The sequence below is a fragment of the Elizabethkingia miricola genome, assembly GCF_001675285.1.
In the GTDB taxonomy this organism is placed as follows: Bacteria; Bacteroidota; Bacteroidia; order Flavobacteriales; family Weeksellaceae; genus Elizabethkingia; species Elizabethkingia miricola.
Window position 1 is genome coordinate 1 of record NZ_LSGQ01000031.1, and the last position, 25,184, is coordinate 25,184.

Annotated in this window: 29 protein-coding genes; 10 read left to right on the forward strand and 19 right to left on the reverse strand. The window is 32.6% G+C overall.

From position 1 onward, the window contains the following. Window positions 1–2: 2 nt before the first annotated feature. Genes ATE49_RS17910 through ATE49_RS17920 form a run of 4 tightly spaced genes read right to left on the reverse strand, consistent with a single transcriptional unit; the run spans window position 3 to window position 1,163 of the window. Window positions 3–422, reverse strand: coding sequence for a hypothetical protein (locus ATE49_RS17910; RefSeq protein ID WP_065083202.1), 420 nt, complete (start codon window positions 420–422; stop codon window positions 3–5). An 11-nt stretch (window positions 423–433) separates the two neighbouring features. After that, window positions 434–604 (reverse strand): hypothetical protein, encoded by a 171-nt coding sequence (locus tag ATE49_RS17915; protein WP_155759316.1) that lies wholly within the window; start codon window positions 602–604, stop codon window positions 434–436. Between the two features lie 44 nt (window positions 605–648). Continuing rightward, the gene (locus tag ATE49_RS20280; RefSeq protein WP_155759317.1) at window positions 649–810 is read right to left on the reverse strand and encodes a hypothetical protein; all 162 of its coding nucleotides are present in this window, start codon (window positions 808–810) and stop codon (window positions 649–651) included. Window positions 811–824: 14 nt separating this feature from the next. Next, on the reverse strand, window positions 825–1,163 hold the full coding sequence (locus tag ATE49_RS17920; RefSeq protein ID WP_065083204.1) for a hypothetical protein: 339 nt from the start codon (window positions 1,161–1,163) through the stop codon (window positions 825–827). A 165-nt stretch (window positions 1,164–1,328) separates the two neighbouring features. Between ATE49_RS17920 and ATE49_RS17925 the strand changes: the two genes are divergently transcribed. Next, a complete protein-coding gene (locus ATE49_RS17925) occupies window positions 1,329–2,156 on the forward strand; it encodes a LexA family transcriptional regulator (protein WP_065083205.1) in 828 nt (275 codons plus the stop codon). Between the two features lie 323 nt (window positions 2,157–2,479). Here the strand turns inward: ATE49_RS17925 and ATE49_RS17930 are convergent, their stop codons facing one another. The 3 genes from ATE49_RS17930 to ATE49_RS17940 form a co-directional block, all read right to left on the reverse strand. After that, window positions 2,480–2,938, reverse strand: a complete 459-nt coding sequence (locus ATE49_RS17930) for a MaoC family dehydratase (protein WP_065083206.1) — start codon at window positions 2,936–2,938, stop codon at window positions 2,480–2,482. Window positions 2,939–3,075: 137 nt separating this feature from the next. Beyond that, window positions 3,076–3,270 carry a cold-shock protein gene (locus ATE49_RS17935; RefSeq protein ID WP_059154387.1) on the reverse strand — a complete coding sequence of 65 codons (195 nt, stop codon included), beginning with the start codon at window positions 3,268–3,270 and terminating at the stop codon, window positions 3,076–3,078. A gap of 83 nt (window positions 3,271–3,353) precedes the next feature. Next, a complete protein-coding gene (locus tag ATE49_RS17940; RefSeq protein ID WP_065083282.1) occupies window positions 3,354–4,478 on the reverse strand; it encodes a DEAD/DEAH box helicase in 1,125 nt (374 codons plus the stop codon). A 397-nt stretch (window positions 4,479–4,875) separates the two neighbouring features. Between ATE49_RS17940 and ATE49_RS17945 the strand changes: the two genes are divergently transcribed. Beyond that, window positions 4,876–5,814 (forward strand): beta-1,6-N-acetylglucosaminyltransferase, encoded by a 939-nt coding sequence (locus ATE49_RS17945; RefSeq protein WP_065083207.1) that lies wholly within the window; start codon window positions 4,876–4,878, stop codon window positions 5,812–5,814. 21 nt (window positions 5,815–5,835) lie between these two features. On the opposite strand, the gene ATE49_RS17950 is transcribed toward ATE49_RS17945, so the two are convergent. The 4 genes from ATE49_RS17950 to ATE49_RS17965 all read right to left on the reverse strand — a co-directional run bounded on the left by ATE49_RS17950 (window position 5,836) and on the right by ATE49_RS17965 (window position 8,368). Continuing rightward, a complete protein-coding gene (locus ATE49_RS17950; RefSeq protein WP_065083208.1) occupies window positions 5,836–6,936 on the reverse strand; it encodes a calcium:cation antiporter in 1,101 nt (366 codons plus the stop codon). Between the two features lie 63 nt (window positions 6,937–6,999). After that, the gene (locus tag ATE49_RS17955) at window positions 7,000–7,269 is read right to left on the reverse strand and encodes a hypothetical protein (protein WP_065083209.1); all 270 of its coding nucleotides are present in this window, start codon (window positions 7,267–7,269) and stop codon (window positions 7,000–7,002) included. A gap of 214 nt (window positions 7,270–7,483) precedes the next feature. Then, window positions 7,484–7,702, reverse strand: a complete 219-nt coding sequence (locus ATE49_RS17960) for a hypothetical protein (protein WP_059154412.1) — start codon at window positions 7,700–7,702, stop codon at window positions 7,484–7,486. A 105-nt stretch (window positions 7,703–7,807) separates the two neighbouring features. Beyond that, the gene (locus ATE49_RS17965; RefSeq protein ID WP_260256200.1) at window positions 7,808–8,368 is read right to left on the reverse strand and encodes a helix-turn-helix domain-containing protein; all 561 of its coding nucleotides are present in this window, start codon (window positions 8,366–8,368) and stop codon (window positions 7,808–7,810) included. Window positions 8,369–8,545: 177 nt separating this feature from the next. Between ATE49_RS17965 and ATE49_RS20405 the strand changes: the two genes are divergently transcribed. Genes ATE49_RS20405 through ATE49_RS17975 form a run of 3 tightly spaced genes read left to right on the forward strand, consistent with a single transcriptional unit; the run spans window position 8,546 to window position 12,050 of the window. Further along, the gene (locus ATE49_RS20405) at window positions 8,546–8,686 is read left to right on the forward strand and encodes a hypothetical protein (protein WP_168189525.1); all 141 of its coding nucleotides are present in this window, start codon (window positions 8,546–8,548) and stop codon (window positions 8,684–8,686) included. Beyond that, a complete protein-coding gene (locus ATE49_RS17970; protein WP_065083210.1) occupies window positions 8,687–9,730 on the forward strand; it encodes a glycoside hydrolase family 130 protein in 1,044 nt (347 codons plus the stop codon). Between the two features lie 46 nt (window positions 9,731–9,776). Further along, a complete protein-coding gene (locus ATE49_RS17975) occupies window positions 9,777–12,050 on the forward strand; it encodes a glycosyltransferase (protein WP_169817120.1) in 2,274 nt (757 codons plus the stop codon). Window positions 12,051–12,180: 130 nt separating this feature from the next. On the opposite strand, the gene ATE49_RS17980 is transcribed toward ATE49_RS17975, so the two are convergent. Next, a complete protein-coding gene (locus tag ATE49_RS17980; RefSeq protein ID WP_065083211.1) occupies window positions 12,181–12,909 on the reverse strand; it encodes a hypothetical protein in 729 nt (242 codons plus the stop codon). Window positions 12,910–13,653: 744 nt separating this feature from the next. On the opposite strand from ATE49_RS17980, the gene ATE49_RS17985 reads away from it, so the two are divergent. From ATE49_RS17985 to ATE49_RS17995, 3 genes are all read left to right on the forward strand, one after another. Then, a complete protein-coding gene (locus tag ATE49_RS17985; protein WP_065083212.1) occupies window positions 13,654–14,211 on the forward strand; it encodes a hypothetical protein in 558 nt (185 codons plus the stop codon). Between the two features lie 270 nt (window positions 14,212–14,481). Further along, the gene (locus tag ATE49_RS17990) at window positions 14,482–14,964 is read left to right on the forward strand and encodes an energy transducer TonB (protein WP_143349686.1); all 483 of its coding nucleotides are present in this window, start codon (window positions 14,482–14,484) and stop codon (window positions 14,962–14,964) included. A gap of 523 nt (window positions 14,965–15,487) precedes the next feature. Beyond that, window positions 15,488–16,252: a hypothetical protein gene (locus tag ATE49_RS17995; protein WP_143349685.1), complete on the forward strand. Its 765-nt coding sequence runs from the start codon at window positions 15,488–15,490 to the stop codon at window positions 16,250–16,252. A 240-nt stretch (window positions 16,253–16,492) separates the two neighbouring features. On the opposite strand, the gene ATE49_RS18000 is transcribed toward ATE49_RS17995, so the two are convergent. Then, window positions 16,493–16,687, reverse strand: coding sequence for a hypothetical protein (locus tag ATE49_RS18000; protein ID WP_034871313.1), 195 nt, complete (start codon window positions 16,685–16,687; stop codon window positions 16,493–16,495). Between the two features lie 172 nt (window positions 16,688–16,859). Here ATE49_RS18000 and ATE49_RS20670 point away from each other — a divergent pair, with 172 nt between their 5' ends. Then, window positions 16,860–17,009, forward strand: coding sequence for a bacteriocin-like protein (locus ATE49_RS20670; RefSeq protein WP_157877514.1), 150 nt, complete (start codon window positions 16,860–16,862; stop codon window positions 17,007–17,009). A gap of 284 nt (window positions 17,010–17,293) precedes the next feature. Here the strand turns inward: ATE49_RS20670 and ATE49_RS18005 are convergent, their stop codons facing one another. Both ATE49_RS18005 and ATE49_RS18010 read right to left on the reverse strand, forming a co-directional pair. After that, window positions 17,294–18,820, reverse strand: coding sequence for an amidohydrolase family protein (locus ATE49_RS18005; RefSeq protein ID WP_065083215.1), 1,527 nt, complete (start codon window positions 18,818–18,820; stop codon window positions 17,294–17,296). 102 nt (window positions 18,821–18,922) lie between these two features. Continuing rightward, complete coding sequence (locus ATE49_RS18010) at window positions 18,923–19,663, reverse strand: LytTR family DNA-binding domain-containing protein (protein WP_065083216.1); 741 nt, start codon at window positions 19,661–19,663, stop codon at window positions 18,923–18,925. A 707-nt stretch (window positions 19,664–20,370) separates the two neighbouring features. On the opposite strand from ATE49_RS18010, the gene ATE49_RS18015 reads away from it, so the two are divergent. Next, entirely contained in the window at window positions 20,371–21,690 is a 1,320-nt protein-coding gene (locus tag ATE49_RS18015; protein ID WP_065083217.1) for an aspartate kinase, read from the forward strand. 72 nt (window positions 21,691–21,762) lie between these two features. Here the strand turns inward: ATE49_RS18015 and ATE49_RS18020 are convergent, their stop codons facing one another. The 4 genes from ATE49_RS18020 to ATE49_RS18035 form a co-directional block, all read right to left on the reverse strand. After that, window positions 21,763–22,116: a cupin domain-containing protein gene (locus tag ATE49_RS18020; RefSeq protein WP_065083218.1), complete on the reverse strand. Its 354-nt coding sequence runs from the start codon at window positions 22,114–22,116 to the stop codon at window positions 21,763–21,765. A gap of 19 nt (window positions 22,117–22,135) precedes the next feature. Beyond that, window positions 22,136–22,555, reverse strand: coding sequence for a DoxX family protein (locus ATE49_RS18025; RefSeq protein ID WP_065083219.1), 420 nt, complete (start codon window positions 22,553–22,555; stop codon window positions 22,136–22,138). A 193-nt stretch (window positions 22,556–22,748) separates the two neighbouring features. Then, the gene (locus ATE49_RS18030; protein WP_065083220.1) at window positions 22,749–23,537 is read right to left on the reverse strand and encodes a helix-turn-helix domain-containing protein; all 789 of its coding nucleotides are present in this window, start codon (window positions 23,535–23,537) and stop codon (window positions 22,749–22,751) included. A 190-nt stretch (window positions 23,538–23,727) separates the two neighbouring features. Beyond that, on the reverse strand, window positions 23,728–25,119 hold the full coding sequence (locus ATE49_RS18035) for a peroxiredoxin family protein (RefSeq protein ID WP_065083221.1): 1,392 nt from the start codon (window positions 25,117–25,119) through the stop codon (window positions 23,728–23,730). Between the last annotated feature and the right edge of the window lie 65 nt (window positions 25,120–25,184).

The window sequence follows — 25,184 nt, forward strand, 5'->3', positions numbered from 1 at the left end:
CACTATTCATTGTTAGAACCTAAGAAGTTAATACCTAAGTCAGCGACTTCAAACCCGACAATCTTGCCTTTTACAGCCTTGTCTACACCAGTACAGGTAATAGATACACCTTGCCCTATTGGTAAATTAGCTAAAGATTGAACCAAGATTGTTTGAGCAGCAACAAAAGGCATAGTACCATTGTGAAGCTTAGCTAAATAATACACCTTACCATCCGAATCGGTAGCTTCTTTCAATCCAAGATAAAAACATCTTTGTTCTTTACCTTTCAAAGCTGCCCAATCTTCGGCTGTCATATACTTAGCCGTAAGACTAGCACCTTTTTTTGCATTTTTCAATGTGCCTATAACATTGGTATTTGGCATAATAAAAGTTACTTCACCACCTTTAGGGTACAATTCTGATTGTTGTTGATTTTCCATTTTATAATTATTTATTGGTTGGCATTTAGTTGATATAATGCTAATTTTTTCTTTTTTGAGATATGCTTAAGAGCTGATATTTCCAAGCTGGTAGCGACTTCCACTTCGCTGTTTTCTTCTTGCTTGATTTGGTTTAATTCAAATTCTAATAACTCTATTCTGTTGTTTAGTTCTTTTTGCATTTTTTTCAAAATAGAAACCTCAACCCTTAAGCTTCTCACATTATTCATTGTAAAGTCTTTATAATTCTATTTTTAAATATTATTGCCAATACCCCGCTGATAGCGAAAAGAGCAAGCGGAATAGTTGTATTCGTATCGATATTGTCTGCACAAAGCGCAAAACTTGCGATAGCAGTACCAGAATAAATGTTAACTATTGTTTTCATACTAACTGTTTTTATTAATCTAATGGACAATTACCTAAAGCTTCTAACATTTGATGTTTTGTAATTTTTGGAGATATATTTCTCACCTCTTTACTATACTCGTTTTTATCAACCGGATACCTTTTATATATCTGACTAAGTAAAAATGTCATATGCCCTTTTAAGTACATAGCCCTGTCTCTCTGATCTTGATTCTTACCAGTACCATTGAATAAAAAATTAGAAGCTTCGAATTGAACACCTTGTAAGAATTCTATTCTTTTCATTACTAATTTTCTGCTTTGCGGGAAACCGTAATTTGTTCTCATTACTTTTTGTACTTTTGTAGTTGTCGTTGTCGTTTGATAATTCAAAGATACACAATTTTGTGAACATTAAAAATATTTATACACATTCTTGTGACTAAAAATCATAAATAACTGATAATCAGAATGATTATTTTTCATTATGAAATCAAAAAAATCTTATGAAAATACTTTTATTGAATTCAACATCAAATAATAGCAGGTAACAACAATATGGAAATACACAATATCGTGAATAAAGACATTGACAGAAAATATATACTTGATGCACTAATGAAGCACAAGGGTTTTTCAACAAAAAAAGAATTGTCAGATTATTTAGAAATAAAACCTAATGTTTTATCTAATTGGTACAGTAGAAATACTTTTGATGAAAATATCTTAATAGATAAGTTTCCAGAAGTGACCAAATCATTTATACTAGCAGGTGAAGGCGAAATGTTTAATAACAATCCGAAAATTACAATAGACGTTTCTAATGTAAATCAGAATTCATTTTCGAGAATTCCGAAAGTGATTACTATATCTGAAAAAGATGAAGAAAAAGAAAATATAGAACTTGTTCCAGTAAAACTAGCAGCCGGATATGTAGGGGGTGGATTTGCTGAAGAAAACTTTATAAGACATTTACCAAAATTTAGATTGCCTTTTTTGAACAATGGAACATTTAGATGCTTCGGAGTTGGTGGGCATTCTATGGATAAAATACAAGATGAAGACTGGTTTATTGGTCGATTCGTAAGTAATTTAAGAGACTTTCACGAAGGCAAGGTACATGCAATTATTTCAAAAAAATCAAGCTCATTACTACTAAAAAGGGTTTTTAGACACCCAGAGAGAGACGACATGTTAATTCTCAGATCAGATGGAAATGATATTGTAAATACATATCCAGATATTCATATACACATGGATTTAATTGACGAGATATGGAGTTATGCAGCATTAATATCATTTAAAGAACCAGCTTATGATATTACAAAATTCAGAGAAATATTATTAACAAAACCAAAAACCGTAATCCTAGACAATAAAAATTAAGGTATTTATGTGTGTATTTAAAATTATAATCGTGCAAATTACCGTGCAAAACCGCTCATAAAAGAGCATTTTTATAAAATAAAATAATTTAATAACAATTGATTATCAATCAATTAGATTTCTTAAAGTATCTAGTTACTAGACTCAAACTCTAGTGCCGCGAGGCGTGCCGGTTCGATTCCGGCACTGGGTACAATGGAAAGGCTTAAACAATGTTTAAGCCTTTTTTATTTTATATAAATGATCCAAACCTAGTTATTTGTCTTTGTCATAAACTAACTAACCTCATCATAGTTTTATTTATATCCTGGGTGCCACCTGTCTTATTTAAAATGGTAGAGAAAAATTACATCTCCGGTATAAGCTGGCTTAGATTCTCCTTTAATGAGAAGCTTAGCCTCGATAGTGACTTTGATCGTTCCTCTAAGATTGTTGACCGATTTTATAGTTGCCTGCAAAGAAACTTCAGAATTAACTTTTACCGGAAGCCCAAATCTTAGGTTTTCTATCCCGTAATTAATCTCCATATTGACATTCTTTACTTCTGCAATCTGCTTCCACAGGTAAGGAATAAGGGATAAGGTCAAATAGCCATGCGCAATTGTTGACTTATAAGGGCCTTCAAGTTCTGCCTTATTTGGATCAACATGAATCCACTGATGATCCAATGTTGCATCTGCGAACTGATTGATCTGTTTCTGATCTATGATATGCCAGGAAGAGTCGCCCAACATGACACCTTCCAGCGATTTATATTCTTCAAAATTGTTGATTGTAATCATGGTATAGTTTTAATTGATATTACATAAAGATATGAGGGAAGGGATACATTTAAATGGATCTTCTTTAAAATTGATAAAAAACCCCTCGTACTGTACGAGAGGCCTATGGTATATCGAAAATAAAATAATATACGAGGTTATGCCAATTTTACATTGACAGCATTTAAACCTTTTTTCCCACGTTCTACTTCATATACAACAGTATCGTTCTCACGAATATTATTTGATATTAAACCTGTAGAATGTACGAAAATGTCTTCTCCTCCATTATTAGGAGTAATAAATCCGAAGCCTTTTGCTTCATTGAAAAATTTTACGGTGCCTTGTTGCATTGTAATTGTAATTAAAAATTGTTATTGTATAAATGATGATTAATGAGGGAATATCTTTATTCCGTTCATTAATGCAATATTTCTTAGTGTAAATCAACCTGATTTCCGACAGGCATTGTAAAGCCAATAAGCTTTTGAATATTCTTTAAATCAGAACGTTCATCCTCATCGCAAAAAGAAACTGCTTTTCCTTCCATTCCGGCTCTTCCGGTTCTGCCTATTCGGTGAACATAAGTTTCCGGAATATTTGGGAGTTCATAATTGATAACGAAAGAAAGCTCATCGATGTCGATTCCTCGCGCTGCGATATCAGTAGCAATTAAAACACGCACTTTACTTTTTTTAAAGTCTTCAAGTGCTTTTTGTCTTGCTTGTTGAGATTTGTTTCCGTGAATTGCTGCTGCAAATATTCCTGTATGTCCCAGTTGTTTTACCAATCGGTCTGCTCCGTATTTGGTTCGTGTAAAAACCAATAGGCGGTTAATACTAGAGTCTTCCAGGAGATTGATAAGTAAATCTGTTTTTCTGTTTTTATCAACAAAATATACAGACTGTTCTATAGTTTTTGCTGTTGATGAAACAGGTGTTACCGATACTTCTACTGGATTTTTCACAATTGTATTTGCAAATTTCCGTATAGAAACAGGCATAGTTGCAGAGAAAAACAGAGTCTGTTTCTTTGAGGGTGTTAACTTAAGAATCTTTTTCACATCATTCACAAAACCCATGTCAAGCATTCTGTCTGCTTCATCCAGAACCAGAATTTCAATTTTGGAAAGATTCACATGCCCATCACTGCACAAATCTAAAAGCCTTCCCGGTGTGGCAATCAGGACATCTACTCTTTTTCTTAAGGCTGCAATCTGACTTCCCTTGCCAACACCGCCGAAAACACAAAGCTGTGATAATGGCAGATATTTACTATAAACCTTAAAGTTTTCCTCAATCTGTATTGCCAGTTCCCGTGTGGGGGTTAGAATAAGCGTTCGGACTTCCTTATGTTCAGGATTTTTCTTTTTAAGTAACTGGAGAACTGGCATTGCAAATGCTGCCGTTTTTCCGGTCCCGGTCTGTGCACAGCCAATAATATCTTTTCCCTCAAGAATATACGGTATCACCATATTCTGGATATCAGTGGGCTTTGAATATCCGGCTTCTGTTATGGCACGGATAATAGGATTTATTAAATTTAAACTTTTAAAATTCATTGTTTTGAAATTGCCTTTCTCAGGCTTTAAGTGAATCAGGTTTTCCATAAAATCCTGAATAAAATTCATAAACAACAGTCCTTAAATAAGGAAATAAAAGATTATAATCCTTGCTTATTGATATAGCTCTTACTACCTAAACTCATATTCATCCATAAAGATTTAAAAGTTAAAATGTGGCGGCTGGAAAAGCTAGAGACTGAAAAAGAAAAAAAGGGGTATTTTAAACTGTGACAGAAGGCAAAGGCAGAGGCCTGTTTATTTATTGTGATGCAAATATACAATAAACTTTCAGAATAACTCTACATTTAATCAACTGATTATCAAAAATTTATTCATAGATTTCGTGCATGAAACAAATTGTTTGCATTTAGCGGATAATTTTAATCCTCTAATAATGCATACTTATTTTACTCAAACACAATCCCAGCCTGCAGCCGTCACTCCTCCACCTTTGATAAGAATTGCCTATTTCATTATGGTACACCATGAACCGGAGGTTTTTAAAAAACTCTTTTATCAGATTCATACAAGAGACCAATTCTACCTTATCCATATTGACAGAAAAGCAAAATCTGAATTTACAGAAGAAATCCAACAGTTTCTTATACAGTTTCCAAATGCTTATGTTTTACAAAGTATGAACATTAATCCTGGAGGATTCAGCATGATACAAGCTGAGCTCGATGCTATGGAATATCTTCTTAATGTAAGTTCTGAATGGGATTTTTTTATTAATCTGAGCGGAGATGATTATCCCTTAAAAAATCAAAATATTATACGCCAGTTCCTCTCCGATAACACTAATAAAAACTTTATTTTCTATTACGATCAGAAATTTTACAGACCCGATACACTTCAAAGAATCCAAAACCACTTTACAGAATTAGCTTATAAAATATCTTCTCTGATTTATAAAAGAGAGTTTATGAAAGGAATAACGCCTTATATTGGCGGGAAGTGGTTTATATTCACACGTGACACCTGTGCTTTTATGTGCCGTAATGATAAGGTCGTGAAATTTAAAAATTTTTATCTTCATACTTTTCTGCCGGGAGACTCTTTTTTCCAAACGGTCCTAATGAATACAACATTTCATGATATTGCAGTAAATGATGACAAAAGAATGCTTATTAAATCGTCAAAAGTAACAAAACAGAATCCGGAGATTTATATCAATAAGCTAAAGCAGGGCAATCATCTTTTTATAAGAAAACTCAATCACCAAACCGATACCCTAATTCTTCGTTATATTGAAGAAAATTATAACTGCCCGTTGCCTAAGACAGATCAGATAGGAAACGAACTTAAAACAGATGAGAATCAGAAGAACTAAACCGCAAAATTATTATAATTTTTAGGGTTCAAGTGTAGTGAACAGGTAAAGTATAAAAATGGCAATCAATACAAATCCCTGCATAATATTGGTACGGCCTGTTGCTAGGGAAACTATAATAATAAATAAAGATAATCCTAAAAGCAGTATTGATTTAATACTAATACCTAACATCATCCTCATATCAGCTATTACGGAAACAAAAGCGATGAAAGGAATACTAAGCCCAATGCTTGCCAGAGCTGAGCCTAAAGCTAAATTAAGACTTGTTTGAAGTCGGTTGTTATATGCGGCCCTGATAGCCGCAAGCCCTTCGGGAAGGAGCACTATTCCGGCAATAATAATCCCAACTAAGGACTTTGGAGCGCCCAATCCTATAACCAGTGTATCGACATCTTTCGAGAGGTTTTTGGCCAAAAGAACGACGATTCCGAGACATAATAATAAAAGTATAATACTAAAATACATCACCTTCCTGGAAGGTTTTTCCAGTGGGACATCATCTTCACTAAAATCAGAATTTTTATTCGGTATAGGTGCTATAAAATAAGCGCGATGCCTTACCGTTTGTATCATCGTAAAACCGATGTACAAGGCCAGGCATATTAAAGAAATAAATATTAACTGGTATGGAGTATATTCTCCCCCTGTATGGCTAATGGTATAATTGGGTAGAATTAAGATAAAAACAACAATAGAGGTAAGCGTTATTAAAGCTGTACTTACGCCCTGTAAGGTAAATACCTGTTCTCTGTATTTCAATGAGCCTACGATAATACACACGCCTATAATTCCGGTAAGAATAATCATAACGGCTGCAAAAACAGTATCCCTTGCCAGAGATATGCTTTCCAGTCCCTTACTGCTAAGCATAATAGATATAATAAGCGCAGCCTCAATAACTGTTATAGCAAAAGCTAAAAGAAGGGTTCCGTAGGGTTCTCCTACCCTGTAAGCGATAATCTCAGAATGATATACGGCTGCTAAAACCGAACTTATGAGAAAAAATACAAGAACCAGTGAATAAAAATGTCCGGTAAAAACATTATAAAACAAATAAACCACCCATGCCATTATAGGCAGAATGATTGTCCAGCCTAAAAGGTATATTTTATTTTTCATAGAATACGTACTTTCTCAGTTTCTGAGAAACTGCAGGATATTAGCTCTTTAAATTTTCTTAAACTAAATAACATCATAATCATTACATGTGACAATGAAGTTATGATCAATTGTATTCTTTGATTCCTCGCACCATTTTATAAGTTCATCTTGCAAATAATCCTCAAATTCAAAATCATCCTGTACCTCAATGGTACATTCCATAACCGTTTCTATATCAAAAAGATCAGAAGCCATAATGTCATTAAGTGAGGTCAGTTCATAGTAACCTCTAAATAAAGGTATTTTTTTAGTTACACTATTTTTAAACAGGTAAAGGGTTGTATTTTTCATTATAAAGATATTATTTGATTATGTGGTATTATTTCTTTATTGTCTACTAATAATACTTATTGTTATACAGAATATGTGTAATAAATCATAAAGTAAACTTCCTTGCTTATAAGTCCATTTTATACTAACAGAACAGGTACCTTATAGGCACCTGTTCTGTTTACTAAGACTCTTTATAGTAGTTCAATTATTTCTTTTACTTTAATTAATCAACCTACAATACAAGTGCTTTATTAATGATATCAATAGTTTCTTCACGATTTTTATTTAATTTTTGCCCTAATTTTCTTAGTAATTCATCTTCTTTTCCTTCTTCAAACTGGAGATCAGAATCTTTTAACTCTGCAAATTTTCTCTTTAGTCCTCTGGCCTGCTCTGCCCAATTACCTTTAATTCTAAAGGTACCAAGGTTTTTATTTTGGTTATTATCCATCATGTTATTTTTTAGGTGTAACAGAATTATTACAGGATAAAGGTGAGCTAAATAGTTCGTTAAACTATTATACCTGAATATAATTAACTTGCATATATCACACCTTTATAAATCTTCAAGATTTTTTAAACGTCGAAGCTTAAGCTTTTTGTAAAATGAAGGAGAAAGACCTGTTATTTTTTTAAATTGATTTGAAAGATGGGCAACACTACTATAATTAAGCTTATAAGAAATTTCTGTAAGATTAAGTTCATTATAAAGTAAGAGTTCTTTTATCTTTTCTACTTTGTTGATAATAATGAAATGCTGTAAGGTTATTCCTTTTACTTCAGAAAATGTATTGGCCAGGTAGGTATAATCATATCCTAATTTTTCGCTAATGTAATCCGAGAAGTTTTCTCTTGGAAATTCATCTGTATAATGAATCATCTGGGTAACTACATTCTTTATCTTTTCAATCAGGATACTTTTTTTATCATCTAAGAGCTCCAGACCTGTTTTCAGAAGATTTTCTTTCAGCATTATTCTTTGTGAAAGAGATATATCATCCCATAACTCTACCGTCCCAAGATCTACCACAGCATTTTTTATCCCTAAGTTCTCGAGTTCCTGATGAACAACCATCTTGCAGCGCAAGCTTACCATATATTTTATATACAACTTCATCATATTTCCTACAGCTATTTTATATTATTAAGAATCAATATCTTATGAATCTCTATTTTCAAAGTTAGTGTTTATAGTTTAAATACCTATGATTTATATAACAAATTATAAGACGCTTATAAAGCAGCAGCTTTTTAAAGCTTGACCTTTACACCTAACCCAATAAATTCATTGACCATGTCAAAAGAGAGAAACGGAAAAAAGAAGTCTGACAGCCAAGATAAAACAGTCCCTTCAAAATCTACAAAGGAGAAACGCAAAGACAAAATTGCCAAAAGAATTGATAAGGAAAATGAAAGAAGGCGTCTGGATACCTGAATGAAAAGCTTAAAGATAAAAAAAGAAGGAATTCTTTTGAAGAAAACTGATTACAGTTTTGAAAATGAAGGTGTTTTAAATCCTGCTGTAATAAAGGATAATAAAATAATACATTTATTTTACCGCGCTGTAGCTAAAGGAAATTTTTCAAGCATCGGATACTGCCAATTGTCCGATCCCCTTCATATAGAAAATCGAAAAGATGTTCCTGTTTTAGTACCTGAATATGATTATGAAAAACAAGGAATGGAAGATCCACGTCTTGTAAAGATTGATAATCTGTTTTACCTTACCTATACCGCTTACGATGGTATTAATGCTCTTGGAGCCTTGGCTACTTCAACAGATTTGAAAACATGGAAAAAAGCAGGTGTTATTGTTCCCAGGATTACATATGAAGATTTTAAACATCTCTCTGGAGATAAGGACAATCTTCATGATAAATACATTCGCTATAATCATTTCCAAATCAGCCATCAAGCCAATACTGACAACGTCTATCTATGGAGCAAAAATCTTGTGTTTTTCCCCAGAAGAATTAATGGAAACCTCTATTTCCTTCACCGGATAAGGCCAGATATTCAAATGGTTACAGGCATTAAAAATATAAAGGCATTGACTATGGGTTTTTGGAAAAATTACTTTCATCATTTCAAGGACAACATTGTACTGTCTCCTGTATATGCGCATGAAACGAGCTATATCGGAAGTGGCTGCCCACCTATAGAAACTCTCGAAGGCTGGCTTATTATTTATCATGGTGTATATGATTCCATAGAAGGCTATGTATATACAGCATGTGCTGCCATGCTGGACCTGGAAGATCCGAAGAAAGAAATTGCTAGACTTCCGTATCCTATCTTTCAACCAGAAAAAAAATGGGAACTAAAGGGAGAAGTCAATAATGTCTGCTTTCCAACAGGAGCCCTGGTAGAGAATGACATACTGTATATCTATTACGGAGCAGCAGACCAGCGCATTGCAGTTGTTTCTCTTAAACTATCAGAGCTTATAAAAGAACTCCTGCAATATTCTTCACTATAAATAAATATTATCCCGGAATAAGATGGAAAATAATAACGATTTAATTATGCAAAATAATATTCTGACAGAGCAACCCGAAAGCTTCTATAAAAACACAATACATTATAAAAATAAATATCTTCCTAAGGTTGCCTTTATTAGTACTTTTCCGCCAAAAGTATGTGGTATTGCCACATACTCACAGGACCTGATTAATACGCTCAGGATTCAATTCCCAACTTCTTTTCAAGTCTCCGTTTTTCCTTTGGAATCTAAACAGGAACATTATCATTATCCGGAAGAGGTTTCCCATATCCTAAAAACATACGATCCGGATTCTTATATAGAGCTGGCCAATAGAATAAATAAAGATCCTAAAATTCAGCTTGTTATTTTGCAACATGAATTTGGTTTCTTTACTGACACCAGTATCGGATTATCTACTTTTCTTAAGATTTTAGAAAAAGAAGTGATTGTTACTTTTCATACCGTTCTACCAAGACCAGATAAAAATTTAAAAGATAAAGTACGGGAGATTGTTAATCTTTCGGCCTCTGTTATTGTTATGACAAGTATCTCTTCTCAAATTTTGGTTCATACCTATGGAATTTTACCCGAAAAAATCAAAATAATTCCTCATGGCACCCATTTATTAGCTTATAGCGATAAAATGTCATTAAAATCAAAATATCACCTTACCCATAAAAAGGTACTTTCGACCTTTGGCCTTCTGGGACCTGGAAAAAATATTGAAACGACATTAAAGGCACTTCCAAAAATTATCTTGCAACACCCCGATGTTATTTTTCTAATTATAGGTAAAACACACCCTATGATTATTAAAACTCATGGCGAAGAATACAGAAATTATCTTAAAGATCTTATTAAAAAGCTTGATATTGAAGATCATGTAGCGTTTATCAATGAATATTTGCCCCTTGAAGAATTATTAGAATATCTTCAGTTAACCGATGTATATCTTTTCACTTCTAAAGACCGAAATCAGGTTGTAAGCGGTACTTTTTCCTATGCCATCAGTTCCGGATGTCCCATTGTTTCTACTCCTATTCCTCATGCAATAGAGGTATTGAAAGATGGCAGTGGTCTTATTATAGATTTTGAATCTCCTCTACAACTAGGATTGGCAGTAAACACTATACTGAAAGATAAAACCATACAGGAAAAATTGAGAACTAAAGCTTTAGAGAAAATGGCCCCAACAGCCTGGGAGAATTCTTCTCTTCTCCATGCACATTTATTTCAGGCTTATGGAAAAGGAGAAATAGAACTTCATTATACTTTACCTACGATTAATCTTGAACATTTTCGGCATTTAACTACAGATTTTGCCATGCTTCAGTTCTCTATACTTAACCGTCCCGATATGGATTCCGGATATACGCTGGATGATAACGCCAGGGCTTTGATTGCCATATGCCAGCACTATCTGTACAGTAACGACCCTGCTGATCTGAAATTAATAACTGTTTATTTAAATTTTATTGATTTCTGCCAAATGCATGATGGCAGCTTTCTTAATTATGTAGATAAAGATAGAAAGTTCACCTCTCAGAATTATAAATCCAATCTTGAAGATTCTAACGGAAGAGCAATTTGGGCTTTAGGCTACCTTATTTCTCAAAAAGAAAATTTGCCTGAAGAACTTTCTGTCCGAGCAGAGAGAATACTACAGAAAAGTATTCTCTATATCAGTAGAATTAAATCTCCAAGAGCCATTGCATTTATTATAAAAGGTTTATACTACCAAAAATCGATTCACAATATACCTGTGATAAAAAAATTAGCCAATCAATTGGTTAAATTATACCGAAAAGAAGCTAAAGACAGTAATTGGCAATGGTTTGAGTGCTATTTAACCTATGCCAACAGTGTTCTACCTGAGGCTTTACTATATGCATGGAGAGCCACCGGAAACGAGAAATATAAACATATTGCTTTTGAATCTTTTCATTTTCTTTTATCAAAAATTATTATAGGTTCGAGCATCAAAGTAATCTCAAACAAGGGCTGGCTTCATAAACAAAATAAAAAACCTCCCATTAATGGAGGTGAACAACCGATAGATATAGCATATACTATTTTAGCATTATCTGCATTCTATAAGATTTCTGATAATCCGAAATATCTTCATTTGATGCAGAATGCCATGAATTGGTTTCTGGGACAAAACCATCTGAATCAAATTATTTACAATCCTGCTACAGGAGGTTGTTACGATGGTCTTGAGGAGTATAATGTCAATCTCAATCAAGGGGCAGAATCTACTGTCAGTTATCTTATGGCAAGGCTTTGTTTGGAGAGGGTAAAGCAAAGCATTTAATTTGGGCTGCGTTAGTCCTTATACTCATTATCAGATCTAATGGCTATAAAAAACAATTCATTTACTTACATAGCGTAAGTAAATGAATTTAAAAAAAAACAATATAATAAATAAAATAGGATATTACATATTACCTTTCATCGTTTCCATTGATCCACCTGTCTAACATAACATGTTCTCTAGGTGACTGATGTGCTCCCCCGGCTAATATATCCAGGAGCCTATCCCACAGATTTCTTTTTTTATTGAATTCAGTTTTATAAATCACTAATGCTTTTAAGTATTCTTTCTCGTATTTCTTTGCCTGCTGAAAGGTATAGTTCCCGGGAATATTATGCATAATATTAGAGGTGATGTTACTAATTCTAGCAGGCGTTTGCGCCTCAATATACTTCAGCTCGCCCATACAAACATTGATGAGGGCTATAATTAATGTAAAAAACTCATTTTGAATATCACATATATTGATTCTCCAGTATAGTTTTCCCTCTTTAGGAAGAATTTGGAAACCAAGTGTTTCAATATGTTTATAATCTATAGTAATTTTCTCTATATAATACTGGTTTTGCTGCCAGAATATATATGAATTTAACCTGTTTTTTTCTACAATATTTTCTTTTATATAAAAAATTTGCTCTTCAACATAAGCAAGGTTATTACCTATAATTGATAAGGTATTCTCACACTGTTGGTTCACTTCGGTAGAACTGTGAAGACTCAATATATCTTTTGCTTGTTTATTCAGGTTTTCTAATTCCTTCAATGCTCCCAATATATCTGTCAGATCTTTTCTTAAAGTCGTATTTGCATTTCGAATATAAAATAAGGCTGCGAACTGTGAAGTATTGTTCTGTATCATACCACGTTTCTCTGATTAACTCCTGCTCTCTTTCTATGATGACTTAATGTACTTCTCATTATAATTTTAACTGAATTTTATAAAAATATCATATAGTCTATATTAGCCTATAATCTATAATGGGACTTCTCTCTGTCTCAATAATAAAGGGATAGGAACTACAATTCCTACCCCACTTATTAAAACTTTTCGAAAACATATTTACTGCTTTCTAATCGTCCTAATTACTAATGGTAATGAATTTATTTTAGTAATAGCTGTGATCTGTTTATAGTCTTATTGTAATTACTATTCTTTCAGATTCTCATCATTAAGTCACTTAACATTTCTATACAAAGGTGGATGATTACAAATCTATATTATTACGCATTTATGTAATAAACTTACATATATCACATGTAACATGATAATTTTCCAACTCTATGTTCAACCACATATTGGGTTATCTTGTAAGATAACATATTTTTAGATTTACTCTCTATAAAAAGCACCTTATAATAAATTAGACTGCCTTCTCCGATAGTAATATCAGCAACCAATTCTCACATTTAACTCAATCGATGGATAATTAAGTAGTCTAATGTGAATTAGTTAATATTTAATCTGAAAATCACATTAGAAATTCTTTCTAAATCTTCAATAAAATGATTCGAATTGTCTATCTTTGTGGGTACAATGAAAAGGCTTAAACAATGTTTAAGCCTTTTTTATTTTATAAAAAATCAATATAAAATTATATAATATATGAAAAAATATCTATCTATTTTATTATTAGCCATTTCTACAATAGCATTTGGGCAATTAGAAGGCTTTACTTCTAATAACAGACAAGTTATCTGGCAACATATTTACGAAACGGGGCTTAGCTTTGACAATATAAAAGATGTTATAAGTAAGAATAAAGGAATATTTAAGGATATAGCTTTTTCAGAAAATTCAATCAATGGCTTATTTGAAAACGTAGATGCCGACTATAAAGGTGCTGGATATACCTTTATGGGTACAGATATATTATTATCAAATTCGGCTATACAGTCTCATTTTACAATTGATTACAAAGAAGGAAAGTACAGAGTTACATTAAGCAAAATTGAATTTAAAACTAAAAATACAATTAATGCAGGATATGGATTAAATATGATGAGCTCTAATGGGGTAAACACACTTGAGCCCGTTGCTCTTAGAAATGGTAAAGATGAATTTAAAAGTGGATTTGAAGGGAAATTTTCAAAAACCTTAAACTATACTTTAAAAAATCTATTCGATCTGACAAAATATAAAAAATCTGAGGATAACTGGTAATTTGAGTTCTATTACATACCAAAATACCAATAATATAAAATGTATTTGTAAATTCTTATATAGTATACAACGGAAAGGCTTAAACAATGTTTAAACCTTTTTTATTTCATAAAATACCAATATAAAATATCATATAATACGTAAGAAGGCATCTATATGAATACTATTCAATATTTTCATTTAGGCAAATAGAAGCTTTTAACTCAAAATAAAAATGGAAATTTACAAATGGGATATTCCTTCTTATCTACATAATAAAAACAAATAACAATGAAAAAATTAATACTTCTTTTTATCTCATGCTTATTTTCAATCAGCTATGGACAAAAGAAAACGATCAATACTAATCCAGTAATTTCAAATTGCTATATGCCAAATGGAGAAAAATGTTCTGATGATAAACAGAAAGACAAAGAAAAAAATATTGATGTAAACGATTCACGTATTTATGATACTGTAGATCGAGCAGCAGATTATGTCTCAGGAATTGGAGAGTTTAGAGATCTATTTATAAGTAATTTCAATAATTCTTCTGTAAAACGTAAAGGTGTTATGAAAGCTATGGTCTCTTTCATTGTAGAAAAAGATGGTTCTATTTCCGATGTTATAGCCTCAGGACCTGAATATGATTTCAACAGGGAAACTGAAAGAACAATTAAATCAATTAAAGGGAAATGGATTCCCGCTAAAATTAGTGATGTTTCTGTAAGGTCTAGATTTAGATTTCCAATAACTGTAACAATAAACAAATAGACCGTTATATATTCCTTAGAGATGAAAAAGAAATAGTTAAGAACCGGAAATGGAGAGAAAAGAGATGATATGAAAAAATCTGATCTTTATAAAATTGTATATACCTCAACTATAGATGCTCTTAGAGACTTTAACAAAGACAGAATTTATAGATAAAACGAAATAACCATGGTATTTATTTAAAAATATACCGTGCAAAAAATCGTGCAAACAGGTTATGAAAAATAATGTAAACCAAATATTCATCAATTATAAATAATTGAATTTCAATACAATAAAAATCTTAAGCTAACTCAATACTAGACTCAAACTCTAGTGCCACGAGGCGTGCCGGTTCGATTCAGGTACTGGGTAGAATGGAAAGGCTTAAACAATATTTAAGCCTTTTTTATTTTATATATAAAAGTTCAACCTTACCAAACTACCATAAAACAAGTATAAAGATTGGTTCTTGCATTTTCTTTTTTCTTCTTATCCCGAGCTCAAGTTAAAGTAATAAATTTGGTATAACATAACTTATTATATGAACAACGAGGGAAAAAGGAGACCATTCAACTTGCGCAGACTTTTGTTTAAAGCGTTAACCTGGATGGGGATTGGTGTATTCATAGGAATGGTAGCAGCAGGTTCAAGCGGTATGATTCCGGGTAGTTGGATTCCGTTTGCCATCTTCGGGTTTATCGGGCTCACATTTTTGTGGTCGATAATTTTCACGCGTGGTCTGATTTCCAAATTCAGAAAAATGTCCGGAAATGGCGAAAATATAGGAGGCGGAAATGCCCGACGAATGCCCGCACGGGTCGACAAACTTAAAGAAGCCGGCTTAGTGGTGAATAATTTAAATCATCAATTCATATTCACACTAACAGTTTTCCCTGATATCGGAGAACCTTATCAAACCACTATTCGCCAATTTATCACTATAGGCGAGTTGCCCAATTTCTACACTGGGCGGTTTGTAGCTTTTATTGAAGACAAAAACGACCCGGGTTATGGTGTTATAGAAATCAATCCCAATGAAACGTGGCGCGATAAGGTCAATGAGCCGTCAGAAAAGTTTAAAAATGCTAAAGCCCAAAAGATGTATTCCGACAAAGGCGTGGGGTTTTCGGTCAAAACTTACGGCATAATTTCCGGTATGCCATCGGCATTCGACATTGTTCTATCGCTCACCTTTCTCAGTCTTGGCATTCTGCTGCCCTTTGCTTTGTCGGGCAATTTTGACAAGCTAGTTTCCGGTTTTCACGATTTACCAAAAATAATCACTGGCATAGTCACTCCGGAATAACCTATTGTGTATCTTCATAATTAATAATACACAACTATATCCAAGTTCCGGTAATACTTACGACAGTCTTGCAGAAACTTATGAGAGCTCGGGTAATAGATTAATGGCTCTTAAAAACTACCGGCGCTCATTGGAATACTCTCCTGATAATACCAATGCAAAAGAACAAATCAGATTATTGGATAAACAAATCAAAAGTCGTTAATCCCTGACTGTTAAAATTTATATTTCAAAAAACTGTTATTCATCATTATCTTTCTTTTTCTCTTCTAAAGATCTCCCGAATGCACTATCTGATGAAGTCAGATGTTTTATAGGGGCCTTTAAAGCTTTTGCTTTTTCCAAGACTATTTTAGCTCTTTCTAAGTCTGTTTTCTTACTGTTGTTACCTAAATTGTCTGGAATATCACCTGTTTTGCTTTTTCTCTTAGACATATTTAATATTTGTCTACAAGTTAATCATTTAATAATTAAGGAGTTTTAAAATTTGCTATTTTTTCCCGGACCTCTATGCAGACTTCTGTATTAATTGTCACTTATCTTTAATATTACATCCCTATTTAGTGAAATAACATTATATTTGCCTTAACCAATTAAATATTATACAATGAAAAATTTAAAGAAAATCAACAGAAGCGAATTAAAATCTTTATTAGGTGGAGGTAACGGACCAATAACATGCCCAAGTGGATATAAACGTTCCTTATGTATGCAACCTGAGGATCCAGGATGTGAGCCTAAATGTGAAAAAGCATAAGTTTATTTCCAAAAAATAAGTAAATAGAATTTTGCTTAGTTATATAAACCTTACTTATGCAAGTAAGGTTTTTTCATTTCTTTTTATTGTAAATTTTCACAGCATTTTTAATTGCTGTTTTATAGTTTCTTGGCAGAATCAATAATTTTCGACTTTTATCGTAGTTCTGCATTCTTTTATTCCAAATTTTTAATGGAAATTATCATACTATCCCACTGTTTAGTAAATCCTATAGTACTTTCATGAAATGCAGAGAACGTAATAGACACATATACCACAACTCGCTATTTTTCAATAAGATATTCGTCAATTTTCACTGACCTGTTTTTATTATTTGCCCTCTCAATAGACTTTAGAATATCCTTTATCTGAGTTTTATTTATCATATGTGCTCCAAAAAAAACATTTTCTATTGTTTTTGTATTTTTAATATTATCTAAAGGATTTTTTGAGAGAAGTACTAAATCTGCATTGTATCCAACTTTTATTTTGCCAGTACTGCTTTTCATCCAATTACTTGGTGCAACAGTTGCAGAATAGAGAGCTTGAGTATTTGTCATCCCGGATTTGGTTAATGATTCTAATTCATCATGTAAAGAAAATCCTGCTACAACAGTAGCCACACTTGAATCCGTTCCTGCTATCAATGTAACTTTGTTATCGATCAAAGCTTTTACCATTATATGTATCGCTTCTGCATAAGTTTTCCAATAGGTAAATGAACGCCTTCTTGCTTCAGGATTATTTTTCCCATCATATTCATAAGCATTTTTACCCGGCAACCAACCCAATTTATGAATTGGGGTACCTTCAATAATTTTTGGATTCACATATTTTAATTCTACTTCTTTAAGTTTAGATTTAAGGTCGAATCTTTGTTCCAGAAAACTTTCACATAACCAAACTGTTGAAGTGACACTGATATTATTTTCTTTTAATTTCTTAGCAATCTGATTAGAACGCAGTTTTAAAAAATTAAGGTATTCTTCAGGATTTTTTGCAATTGACTTTCCAAAATCATCAATAGTTTTTTTAGTAATTTCTTCTATGTGAGCAATCTCAATTTGACCTGAAGAATAAAAATTATCTAAACTAACTAAAGGGATATGACCAATAACCGGAATATGGTTTTCTTTTGCTATTTCAATGGTGGCCTTAAATGTTTCAGGATTTACAAAACCGTACATTTTAATAGCATCATAACCATCTTGTTTTATTTTCTTTATGGCTTTTTGGGCACCATTTTTATTAGAATAATCGATAGATTGTCTTGTCCAAGCATAATAATACCCCATTAATCCACTCTCACTATATATAGGAGGAGATGCTACATAAAGTCGAGGACCTATTCCATTTTTATTGATTTCTTTCCTCCAATCTAATATCATAGGATTACCAGCCATCTCTCTGATATAAGTAACACCATTTACTAAATATAAAAACAGATCGTTTTTGCTTTCCCTTAAATGCGCATGGCTATCTATAAGCCCCGGAATTAAGTATTTACTAGTGCCATCAATGATTATATTATTACTATTCAATAATAAATTTGTACCTATTTGAACAATTTTACCTTCTTTAAGAATTACATCTTTATTTCTTATAAAGTAACTGCAATCCTCAGAAAGAATATTGGTATTTCTTATCTGGACTATTTTACTTGACTTAACAAACCTCTCAATATTTATAACCTCAGTAGACTTACCTAATATTTTATTTAATTCATTATCCGCCCAAATAAAAGTGATACAAAGCAGTCCAAACAATAGTATAATAGTGTATAAAGTTCTTCGCAGCCATTTCTTTTTCATATGTAATATTTTAAAATTGTGGCTCAAAAGTAAACTTAAGTACTGCTGATTCAGCTTATAAAAAGCGATTCGGGATAAAACATCGCATTTTAGGGACGAAATTTATAGTGACATTAAACTATCCTTATAGCTTTTGGAAACGGGTAGTTCCTTTTGTGTAACGAAAATCGTATTTTGATCTTTCCAAGCTTTAAAATGAGATGGATTTATTAAATGTGAACGATGTATCTGGATTAAAAAATCAAAATCATATTGAACCTTTTTTAATGTACTACGAATCACTTTTGTTTTTAACTGGTTGTCATCTATAAAGAATATATCAATATAATTTTGAGAATTTGACACACAGACTAAATTGTCTTTTTTTATTTTTAAAACATCTAATTTATTTTCTCCTCTAATAATGATGTTTTCATCCTCTAAAGGAATTAATCTGGTTAGATATATTCTTGCTAAAACTATTATCGGAGTTGATATAAAAGCTGATTTCAGACTGATTGTTTGCACAAAATTTAAAAAATCAAATCCACCGTTTAAAATGGGAGATTTATAATAAGCAAAAGTGCTAAACAAAAAAAGTAATTGGAAAAACACAAGACTAGCAATTTCCAGCCCAATATTCCATTTAGAAATTCTATAATAAATTTTTTGTTGAATTATGGCAAGTAATCCATAGCATAAAAATGAAATTATACTAAATCCAGAACTTATAAATATCCAATTTTTGAAGCTTATGCTTCCATCATCAAAAGGTCTTATTAAGAATGCAAAAAAGAATAGCCACATAGCGATGAAAATCCCCACCAATAAATGATGTTTAATCGATGGATTTATCTTTTTCATTTCATATGTTTTATAGGCTTGTTATAAAGTATTTGTTACAATAAAAACGTTGCGAAGTTACAAAATATCTACTTGATACTTATTTATTCAGACTGTTCATATGATGTTTTTAATATGGATATTTGACAATCAATTGAATAAGTTTCAACATCCAGAAGATGTTCGAAGAAAATTTTCATTATCCATTCATTCCTATCTATTTTACAAGTAGATATATAAGAGCCACTACTCTATTTCTATATTTTGTTTTAGGTAGGTTCTTAGATGAATTTCCGATCATAATTATGTAAGCTCCTTTTTCTACAATCCAGGTTCATTTTCTCATCCAGGAATTTATGTTCTTGCTCCAGAACTTCTATCATCACCTCTTTTGATTATCCTGTATCAGGGATTCCTTTTTAAAAGCCTTTTACTCAATAACTGCTCTTCATACCGTAGCTAATATCTATCATATATGCCTATTATAAAAATCAGCTTGTTAATTTTTTATAAGATACATAATACACAAATCAAAAAAAAACCTATATTTGCCCACAGAAAAAATAAGAAATGATATTGTCTAACTTAAAAAAGGGAAAGAAACAGAACTTGCGTAGAACTTCGTGAGTCATTTTCCTTTGGTTAGAATCGAAATATATAAGGAGCTTGTCATCACGACAAGCTCTTTTTTTGCTTATAATCTAATCATTAACAATTTAAATATATTTATGAAAGTATTGAAATTTGGAGGGACATCAGTAGGAAGCCCGGAAAGAATTGAACAATTATTACCTATTATCACATCTCAGGCTGCAGATAAACATCTGGTTGTATTATCTGCTGTTTCCGGAACCACAAACGATCTCGTTGCATTATCCGAGCTATACGCCAAAAAAGAAGACAAAGCCGTTCAAAAGCATATTGATATACTTTACGATAAATATAAAAAGTTTGTAAAAGAACTATTCAGAACCGAACCTGGAACTTTAGAAGCATTAGCTTTTATCGACAATATATTTCAGTTACTGTATAAGTTTGACAGTACAAATTTCACTACTAAAGAAGAACGTATTATCTTAGCTCAGGGTGAGATTATTTCCACTACTTTATTTCATCTGCATTTAAAAGAAATAGGTATTTCTTCAGTATTATTATCAGCATTAGACTTTATGCTTATTGATAAAGAAGGTGAACCTGATGTAGAATACATAAGAGAACATGCCTCTACTGAAATGGCGAAATTCTCTGATGAAAAATTATTTATAACCCAGGGATATATTTGCCGAAACGCACAAGGTGAAATTGATAATTTGAGAAGAGGAGGTTCAGATTATACAGCATCCTTATTAGGAGCTGCGCTACAGGTAGAAGAAATTCAGATTTGGACAGATATCGACGGGTTTCACAACAATGATCCCCGACATGTACCAAACACAAAACCTATTGCACATTTAAATTTTGATGAAGCTGCCGAGCTATCTTATTTCGGAGCAAAGATTCTGCATCCGCAAAGTGTTTTTCCTGCAAGAAAATATAATGTTCCCGTTCGTTTATTGGACACCATGAACCTCAGTGCACCGGGAACTTTGATTTCGGGAGAAACAAAAAATCTAAATCAAATTGTAGCTATTGCTGCCAAAGATAATATTACTGCAATTCGTATTGAGTCTTCCAGAATGTTAATGGCTTATGGATTTTTGAGGAAAATTTTTGAAGTTTTTGAAACCTATAAAACTCCAATTGATATGATTACTACCTCGGAGGTAGCAGTTTCTCTGACGATTGATCAAACCGAATTCCTATCAGATATAATAAAAAAATTAGAATCTTTCGGAACTGTAGACATTGATTATGATCAATCTATCATTTGTATTGTTGGTGATTTCAAAAAAAACAATCATGGTCTGGCAACTATAGTTTCTGAAGCTGTAAAGCATATTCCGGTACGAATGATTTCTTATGGTGGAAGTGAAAATAATATTTCATTATTAGTTCCAACAAGTTATAAAATTGAAGCACTAAGATCTCTGCACAACAGATTGTTCTAAAAATAAATCGGCAACAATAAAGCCCGTGATGATAATTTTATCACGGGCTTTTACTATAAACAACTCATCAGATTAAAGAATCTCCACTTCTTCCGGAACTATAAACATAATCATACAGCCATTATCTGACTTTACAGAATGTTTGAAATTAGGTGGTGTATACAAATAGTCTCCTTTTTCCAGCTCAGCACCTGCTATAGTCGCTTTTCCTTCCATTATAAATAGCTCTTCACCTGCAGGATGATTATGATAGGGATAACTCGCTCCTGGTTCAAACTTTAAAAGAATTGTTGTAGAACGGTTTTTCTCCAAATCAAATTTTAAAGATTTTACAAAAATACCTTCATAATGGATTCCTTTCTCGATTAAAGGCTGCCATTCTTTCTGTTCTGTCTTTACAATGTAGTCATAGATGTTCGTGTTCATGATATTGAATGTTAAATTGTTATTGATGTAAAAGCTGATCCAAAGACCATATATAATGCGAAAAGGTACTCAACAAAAAGGCTCCGGCACTGAATACAAAAACAGAATAGTCCAATGGCTCTTTACAGCCAAAGGAAATACTCATCGCAATGCCAAATAAAACAGTGAGAATAGCAGCACATAAAGCAGTTTTACGTACCCTATAACCTATAAGAAGTAAGATCCCAATGGAGGATTCTGCAATAGTAGATAGTACTGCAAGGGATGGAATCCATGAATATGGTAAAAAAGAATTTACTTCAGCCGTATACCGGACAAATTTGCTCCAACCCGAAGACTGTGCACCCCAAAGGTTTAACCTGCTGGACACAGCAGATAAAAATCCAGCTGCCAGTACTATTCTCAACAGAAAAACAGCGATATTTTGTCTCACTTTCATAAGAGTAATTTTTAGTTCTTAATGACAGGGACAAAGTTCAGAGAAAGGAAGACCTTAAAGAATAGACAATTCTGGAAAAAGCATATAATATTTGAAGATGGCACAAATTTCCATGATAAGGATATAACCTCGGAATCTATATAAATACCAGAAAGAAGTAGATACTGGGTTTATTAACAACCTCTTTCACAGGTCAATTCCTGACCACCTTTTGATAGTCTTTTGGAGAATGAGAAGTATGCTTTTTGAAGAAATTGGAAAAATAAAAAGGATCATTGAATCCAAGCTGATATGCAATTTCTTTTACACTCAGTTTCTCATACAGTAATAACCTCTTTGCTTCAGAAATAACGAGGCTGTAAATTACATTTTGAGCTGTTTTATTGGTATGAAGTTTTGAAACTTCATTCAATTTAGCTTCGGTAGTACTCAGAAGATCTGCAAATCGGGAGACAGGATAGTTTTCAGAAAAATGATTCCTGACACTTTCCAGAAAATTCAAAAACAAAGCATCAGGCTTCCATATTTCATCACCATTGGCAATTTTACTCCGGTTGATTTCCACCAATAAAAGCTCAACCATAGAATGAGTAGAAATGAGGTACTGATAAGGCTTCTCATCTACTTCTTTTTCAATCAGGTTAAGAGTTTCAGTAAAAAAGGCAGGATGATATATCGTAATGATTTCGTTCATTCCGAAATGGCAGAAAAGTCCGTTGTGGAAAATAAGCTCAATATCACTGTCGCTTTTAGAGAAAAAATCCAAAGTAAATTCAAGAGCAATAAGTTCGCCTTCTACAGAAATTAGTTGATGAAATTGTCCGGAAGTTATGGTAACCAATTGGGAAGCCTCCAGTATAAAAATATTTTCATCAATCAGAATTTCTGCACTGCCCTCTTTACACCAAAACAAAGTATACTTCACGACACGTCTTGGCTCAGGATACCCTGCCTGATGAGAATATCTTATTATTTCAATCATTTATTAGTTTTATTAAAATTGGAACTTCCGATATTATTTAGCTTTAATTCACTAAAACTAAATTACAAATAATCAACATACAATCATTTATATACTTATTATACTTTCCAAAAAAATGACTTAAATGAATTGTCTGCAAATTATTATTAATAACTATACCAATTTTCCTCTTTTTTAATTCTGTAATATCTTACTTCCTAAGATAAGATTGAATCTCTTTTAAGGATGCTCCCCTGTACAATATGGTACCATGCTTATCCAATAGCACCAATGTAGGAACCCCAAAAATTCCATAATTTTTAAAATTATCTCCCTGAATGCCTTTATAATCGCAATAAAAATCTTTTGGGATATTTTTTTTAAATTTTTCTTTAAAAACTTCTGCACTGGTATCCGATGACAAACCAATCAGACGCACACCATCCGCTTTATATTTTTTATAATTCGCAGACAATTCATTCAATAGCTTTTCACAATGGCCACAATCGGACTGATAGAACAATAATAAAACCTGATTGTATTTACCTCCAGCCAGATCTGAAATCTTTATTGTAACTGATTCTGCCGGTACTTCCGGAGATGAATCATCGGTTTCAGGATTTAGCTGAGTCTTTATTAATGTAAGATCCGGCCCCTGAGCACCTACCGTTCCCCGGATATAAGACGACAAGGATCCGCCATAATGTATTATTTTTCCTGATGATATAACTACCGGAGTAATTAATCCTATATAATCGTCTTTTCCGTACTGTCCTAAATAATAAGCCACTCTGCTACAAAAATCAGTATAAAGCTCAGCTGATGGAATTTTTACAGTTATGGTTTTAAATTCTTTTACAAATTCTGCTGGATCTTTTAATACATTCGAATGAATACTTATCCAGGATTCAATAATACCAGACCAATGTCCCGATGTATATAATGTATTCCAATTAAGGTTTTCTGAAATATAATGTGTGATATCACGCCCTCTTTCATCTTCGTGCTCGGATAACTCCCCGCCTATGCCGCGGGTAATATTCACAATAGACAGAAAGCGGCTCACATAATCTGTATTTTTCCTTAACGCTCTCTGAAACAGAACATAATCATTCTTTTGTTTTTCCTGCTCCGATTTAAAAACTGAATAATTAACATTAGAAGGGTCATAAGAGCGAGTCGCCAAAAGCATAGCCTGATAACGGGCTAATATTCCTTCCTGATTTTTATATAAAGTATTCAGTTCATAATTCCCTGTATTATTTGTGTAGATAATATTTTTCTCATTCGGTTGAGTCTCCATGCAGCTTACAGAAAAATTATGACCGGGAACAAACATATCGAGCCCTCCACCTTCTTTTGTACCGGTAATTAACCAACGGCTCATCCCAGTATAATCACCATATGCTTCAGGAACTGACAGGGTAAATTGGCCATTATCAGGGATAATACCCTGACAAACCTTTTCCTGGCGATCACCCTGAAATATAATAAAATCATAACTTTTCCCCGCAAATTTCGGGAAATTCATTTCAATCTTCTGACTCCTGATGATAATTAAACCTGAGATTATGATGATAAATTCTAAAAATTTTCTAGTCATTGTTCCACGTATATACAATTACTTTTGAAAAAAGATAATTCATAAAATTGTAGTCTATGATTACA

Coding starts and splice junctions, on each gene's coding strand:
- ATE49_RS17995 (WP_143349685.1), top strand. CDS start 15,488: ATGAACAACGAGGGAAAAAGGAGACCATTCAACTTGCGCAGACTTTTG.
- ATE49_RS17965 (WP_260256200.1), bottom strand. CDS start 8,368: ATGAAGTTGTATATAAAATATATGGTAAGCTTGCGCTGCAAGATGGTT.
- ATE49_RS20670 (WP_157877514.1), top strand. CDS start 16,860: ATGAAAAATTTAAAGAAAATCAACAGAAGCGAATTAAAATCTTTATTA.
- ATE49_RS17970 (WP_065083210.1), top strand. CDS start 8,687: ATGAAAAGCTTAAAGATAAAAAAAGAAGGAATTCTTTTGAAGAAAACT.
- ATE49_RS18025 (WP_065083219.1), bottom strand. CDS start 22,555: ATGAAAGTGAGACAAAATATCGCTGTTTTTCTGTTGAGAATAGTACTG.
- ATE49_RS17910 (WP_065083202.1), bottom strand. CDS start 422: ATGGAAAATCAACAACAATCAGAATTGTACCCTAAAGGTGGTGAAGTA.
- ATE49_RS17940 (WP_065083282.1), bottom strand. CDS start 4,478: ATGAATTTTAAAAGTTTAAATTTAATAAATCCTATTATCCGTGCCATA.
- ATE49_RS17925 (WP_065083205.1), top strand. CDS start 1,329: ATGGAAATACACAATATCGTGAATAAAGACATTGACAGAAAATATATA.
- ATE49_RS17985 (WP_065083212.1), top strand. CDS start 13,654: ATGAAAAAATATCTATCTATTTTATTATTAGCCATTTCTACAATAGCA.
- ATE49_RS18005 (WP_065083215.1), bottom strand. CDS start 18,820: ATGAAAAAGAAATGGCTGCGAAGAACTTTATACACTATTATACTATTG.
- ATE49_RS17975 (WP_169817120.1), top strand. CDS start 9,777: ATGCAAAATAATATTCTGACAGAGCAACCCGAAAGCTTCTATAAAAAC.
- ATE49_RS17950 (WP_065083208.1), bottom strand. CDS start 6,936: ATGAAAAATAAAATATACCTTTTAGGCTGGACAATCATTCTGCCTATA.
- ATE49_RS18010 (WP_065083216.1), bottom strand. CDS start 19,663: ATGAAAAAGATAAATCCATCGATTAAACATCATTTATTGGTGGGGATT.
- ATE49_RS20280 (WP_155759317.1), bottom strand. CDS start 810: ATGAAAACAATAGTTAACATTTATTCTGGTACTGCTATCGCAAGTTTT.
- ATE49_RS17955 (WP_065083209.1), bottom strand. CDS start 7,269: ATGAAAAATACAACCCTTTACCTGTTTAAAAATAGTGTAACTAAAAAA.
- ATE49_RS17980 (WP_065083211.1), bottom strand. CDS start 12,909: ATGATACAGAACAATACTTCACAGTTCGCAGCCTTATTTTATATTCGA.
- ATE49_RS18015 (WP_065083217.1), top strand. CDS start 20,371: ATGAAAGTATTGAAATTTGGAGGGACATCAGTAGGAAGCCCGGAAAGA.
- ATE49_RS17945 (WP_065083207.1), top strand. CDS start 4,876: ATGCATACTTATTTTACTCAAACACAATCCCAGCCTGCAGCCGTCACT.
- ATE49_RS17935 (WP_059154387.1), bottom strand. CDS start 3,270: ATGCAACAAGGCACCGTAAAATTTTTCAATGAAGCAAAAGGCTTCGGA.
- ATE49_RS18020 (WP_065083218.1), bottom strand. CDS start 22,116: ATGAACACGAACATCTATGACTACATTGTAAAGACAGAACAGAAAGAA.
- ATE49_RS17930 (WP_065083206.1), bottom strand. CDS start 2,938: ATGATTACAATCAACAATTTTGAAGAATATAAATCGCTGGAAGGTGTC.
- ATE49_RS20405 (WP_168189525.1), top strand. CDS start 8,546: ATGTCAAAAGAGAGAAACGGAAAAAAGAAGTCTGACAGCCAAGATAAA.
- ATE49_RS18035 (WP_065083221.1), bottom strand. CDS start 25,119: ATGACTAGAAAATTTTTAGAATTTATCATCATAATCTCAGGTTTAATT.
- ATE49_RS18000 (WP_034871313.1), bottom strand. CDS start 16,687: ATGTCTAAGAGAAAAAGCAAAACAGGTGATATTCCAGACAATTTAGGT.
- ATE49_RS18030 (WP_065083220.1), bottom strand. CDS start 23,537: ATGATTGAAATAATAAGATATTCTCATCAGGCAGGGTATCCTGAGCCA.
- ATE49_RS17915 (WP_155759316.1), bottom strand. CDS start 604: ATGCAAAAAGAACTAAACAACAGAATAGAGTTATTAGAATTTGAATTA.
- ATE49_RS17960 (WP_059154412.1), bottom strand. CDS start 7,702: ATGGATAATAACCAAAATAAAAACCTTGGTACCTTTAGAATTAAAGGT.
- ATE49_RS17990 (WP_143349686.1), top strand. CDS start 14,482: ATGAAAAAATTAATACTTCTTTTTATCTCATGCTTATTTTCAATCAGC.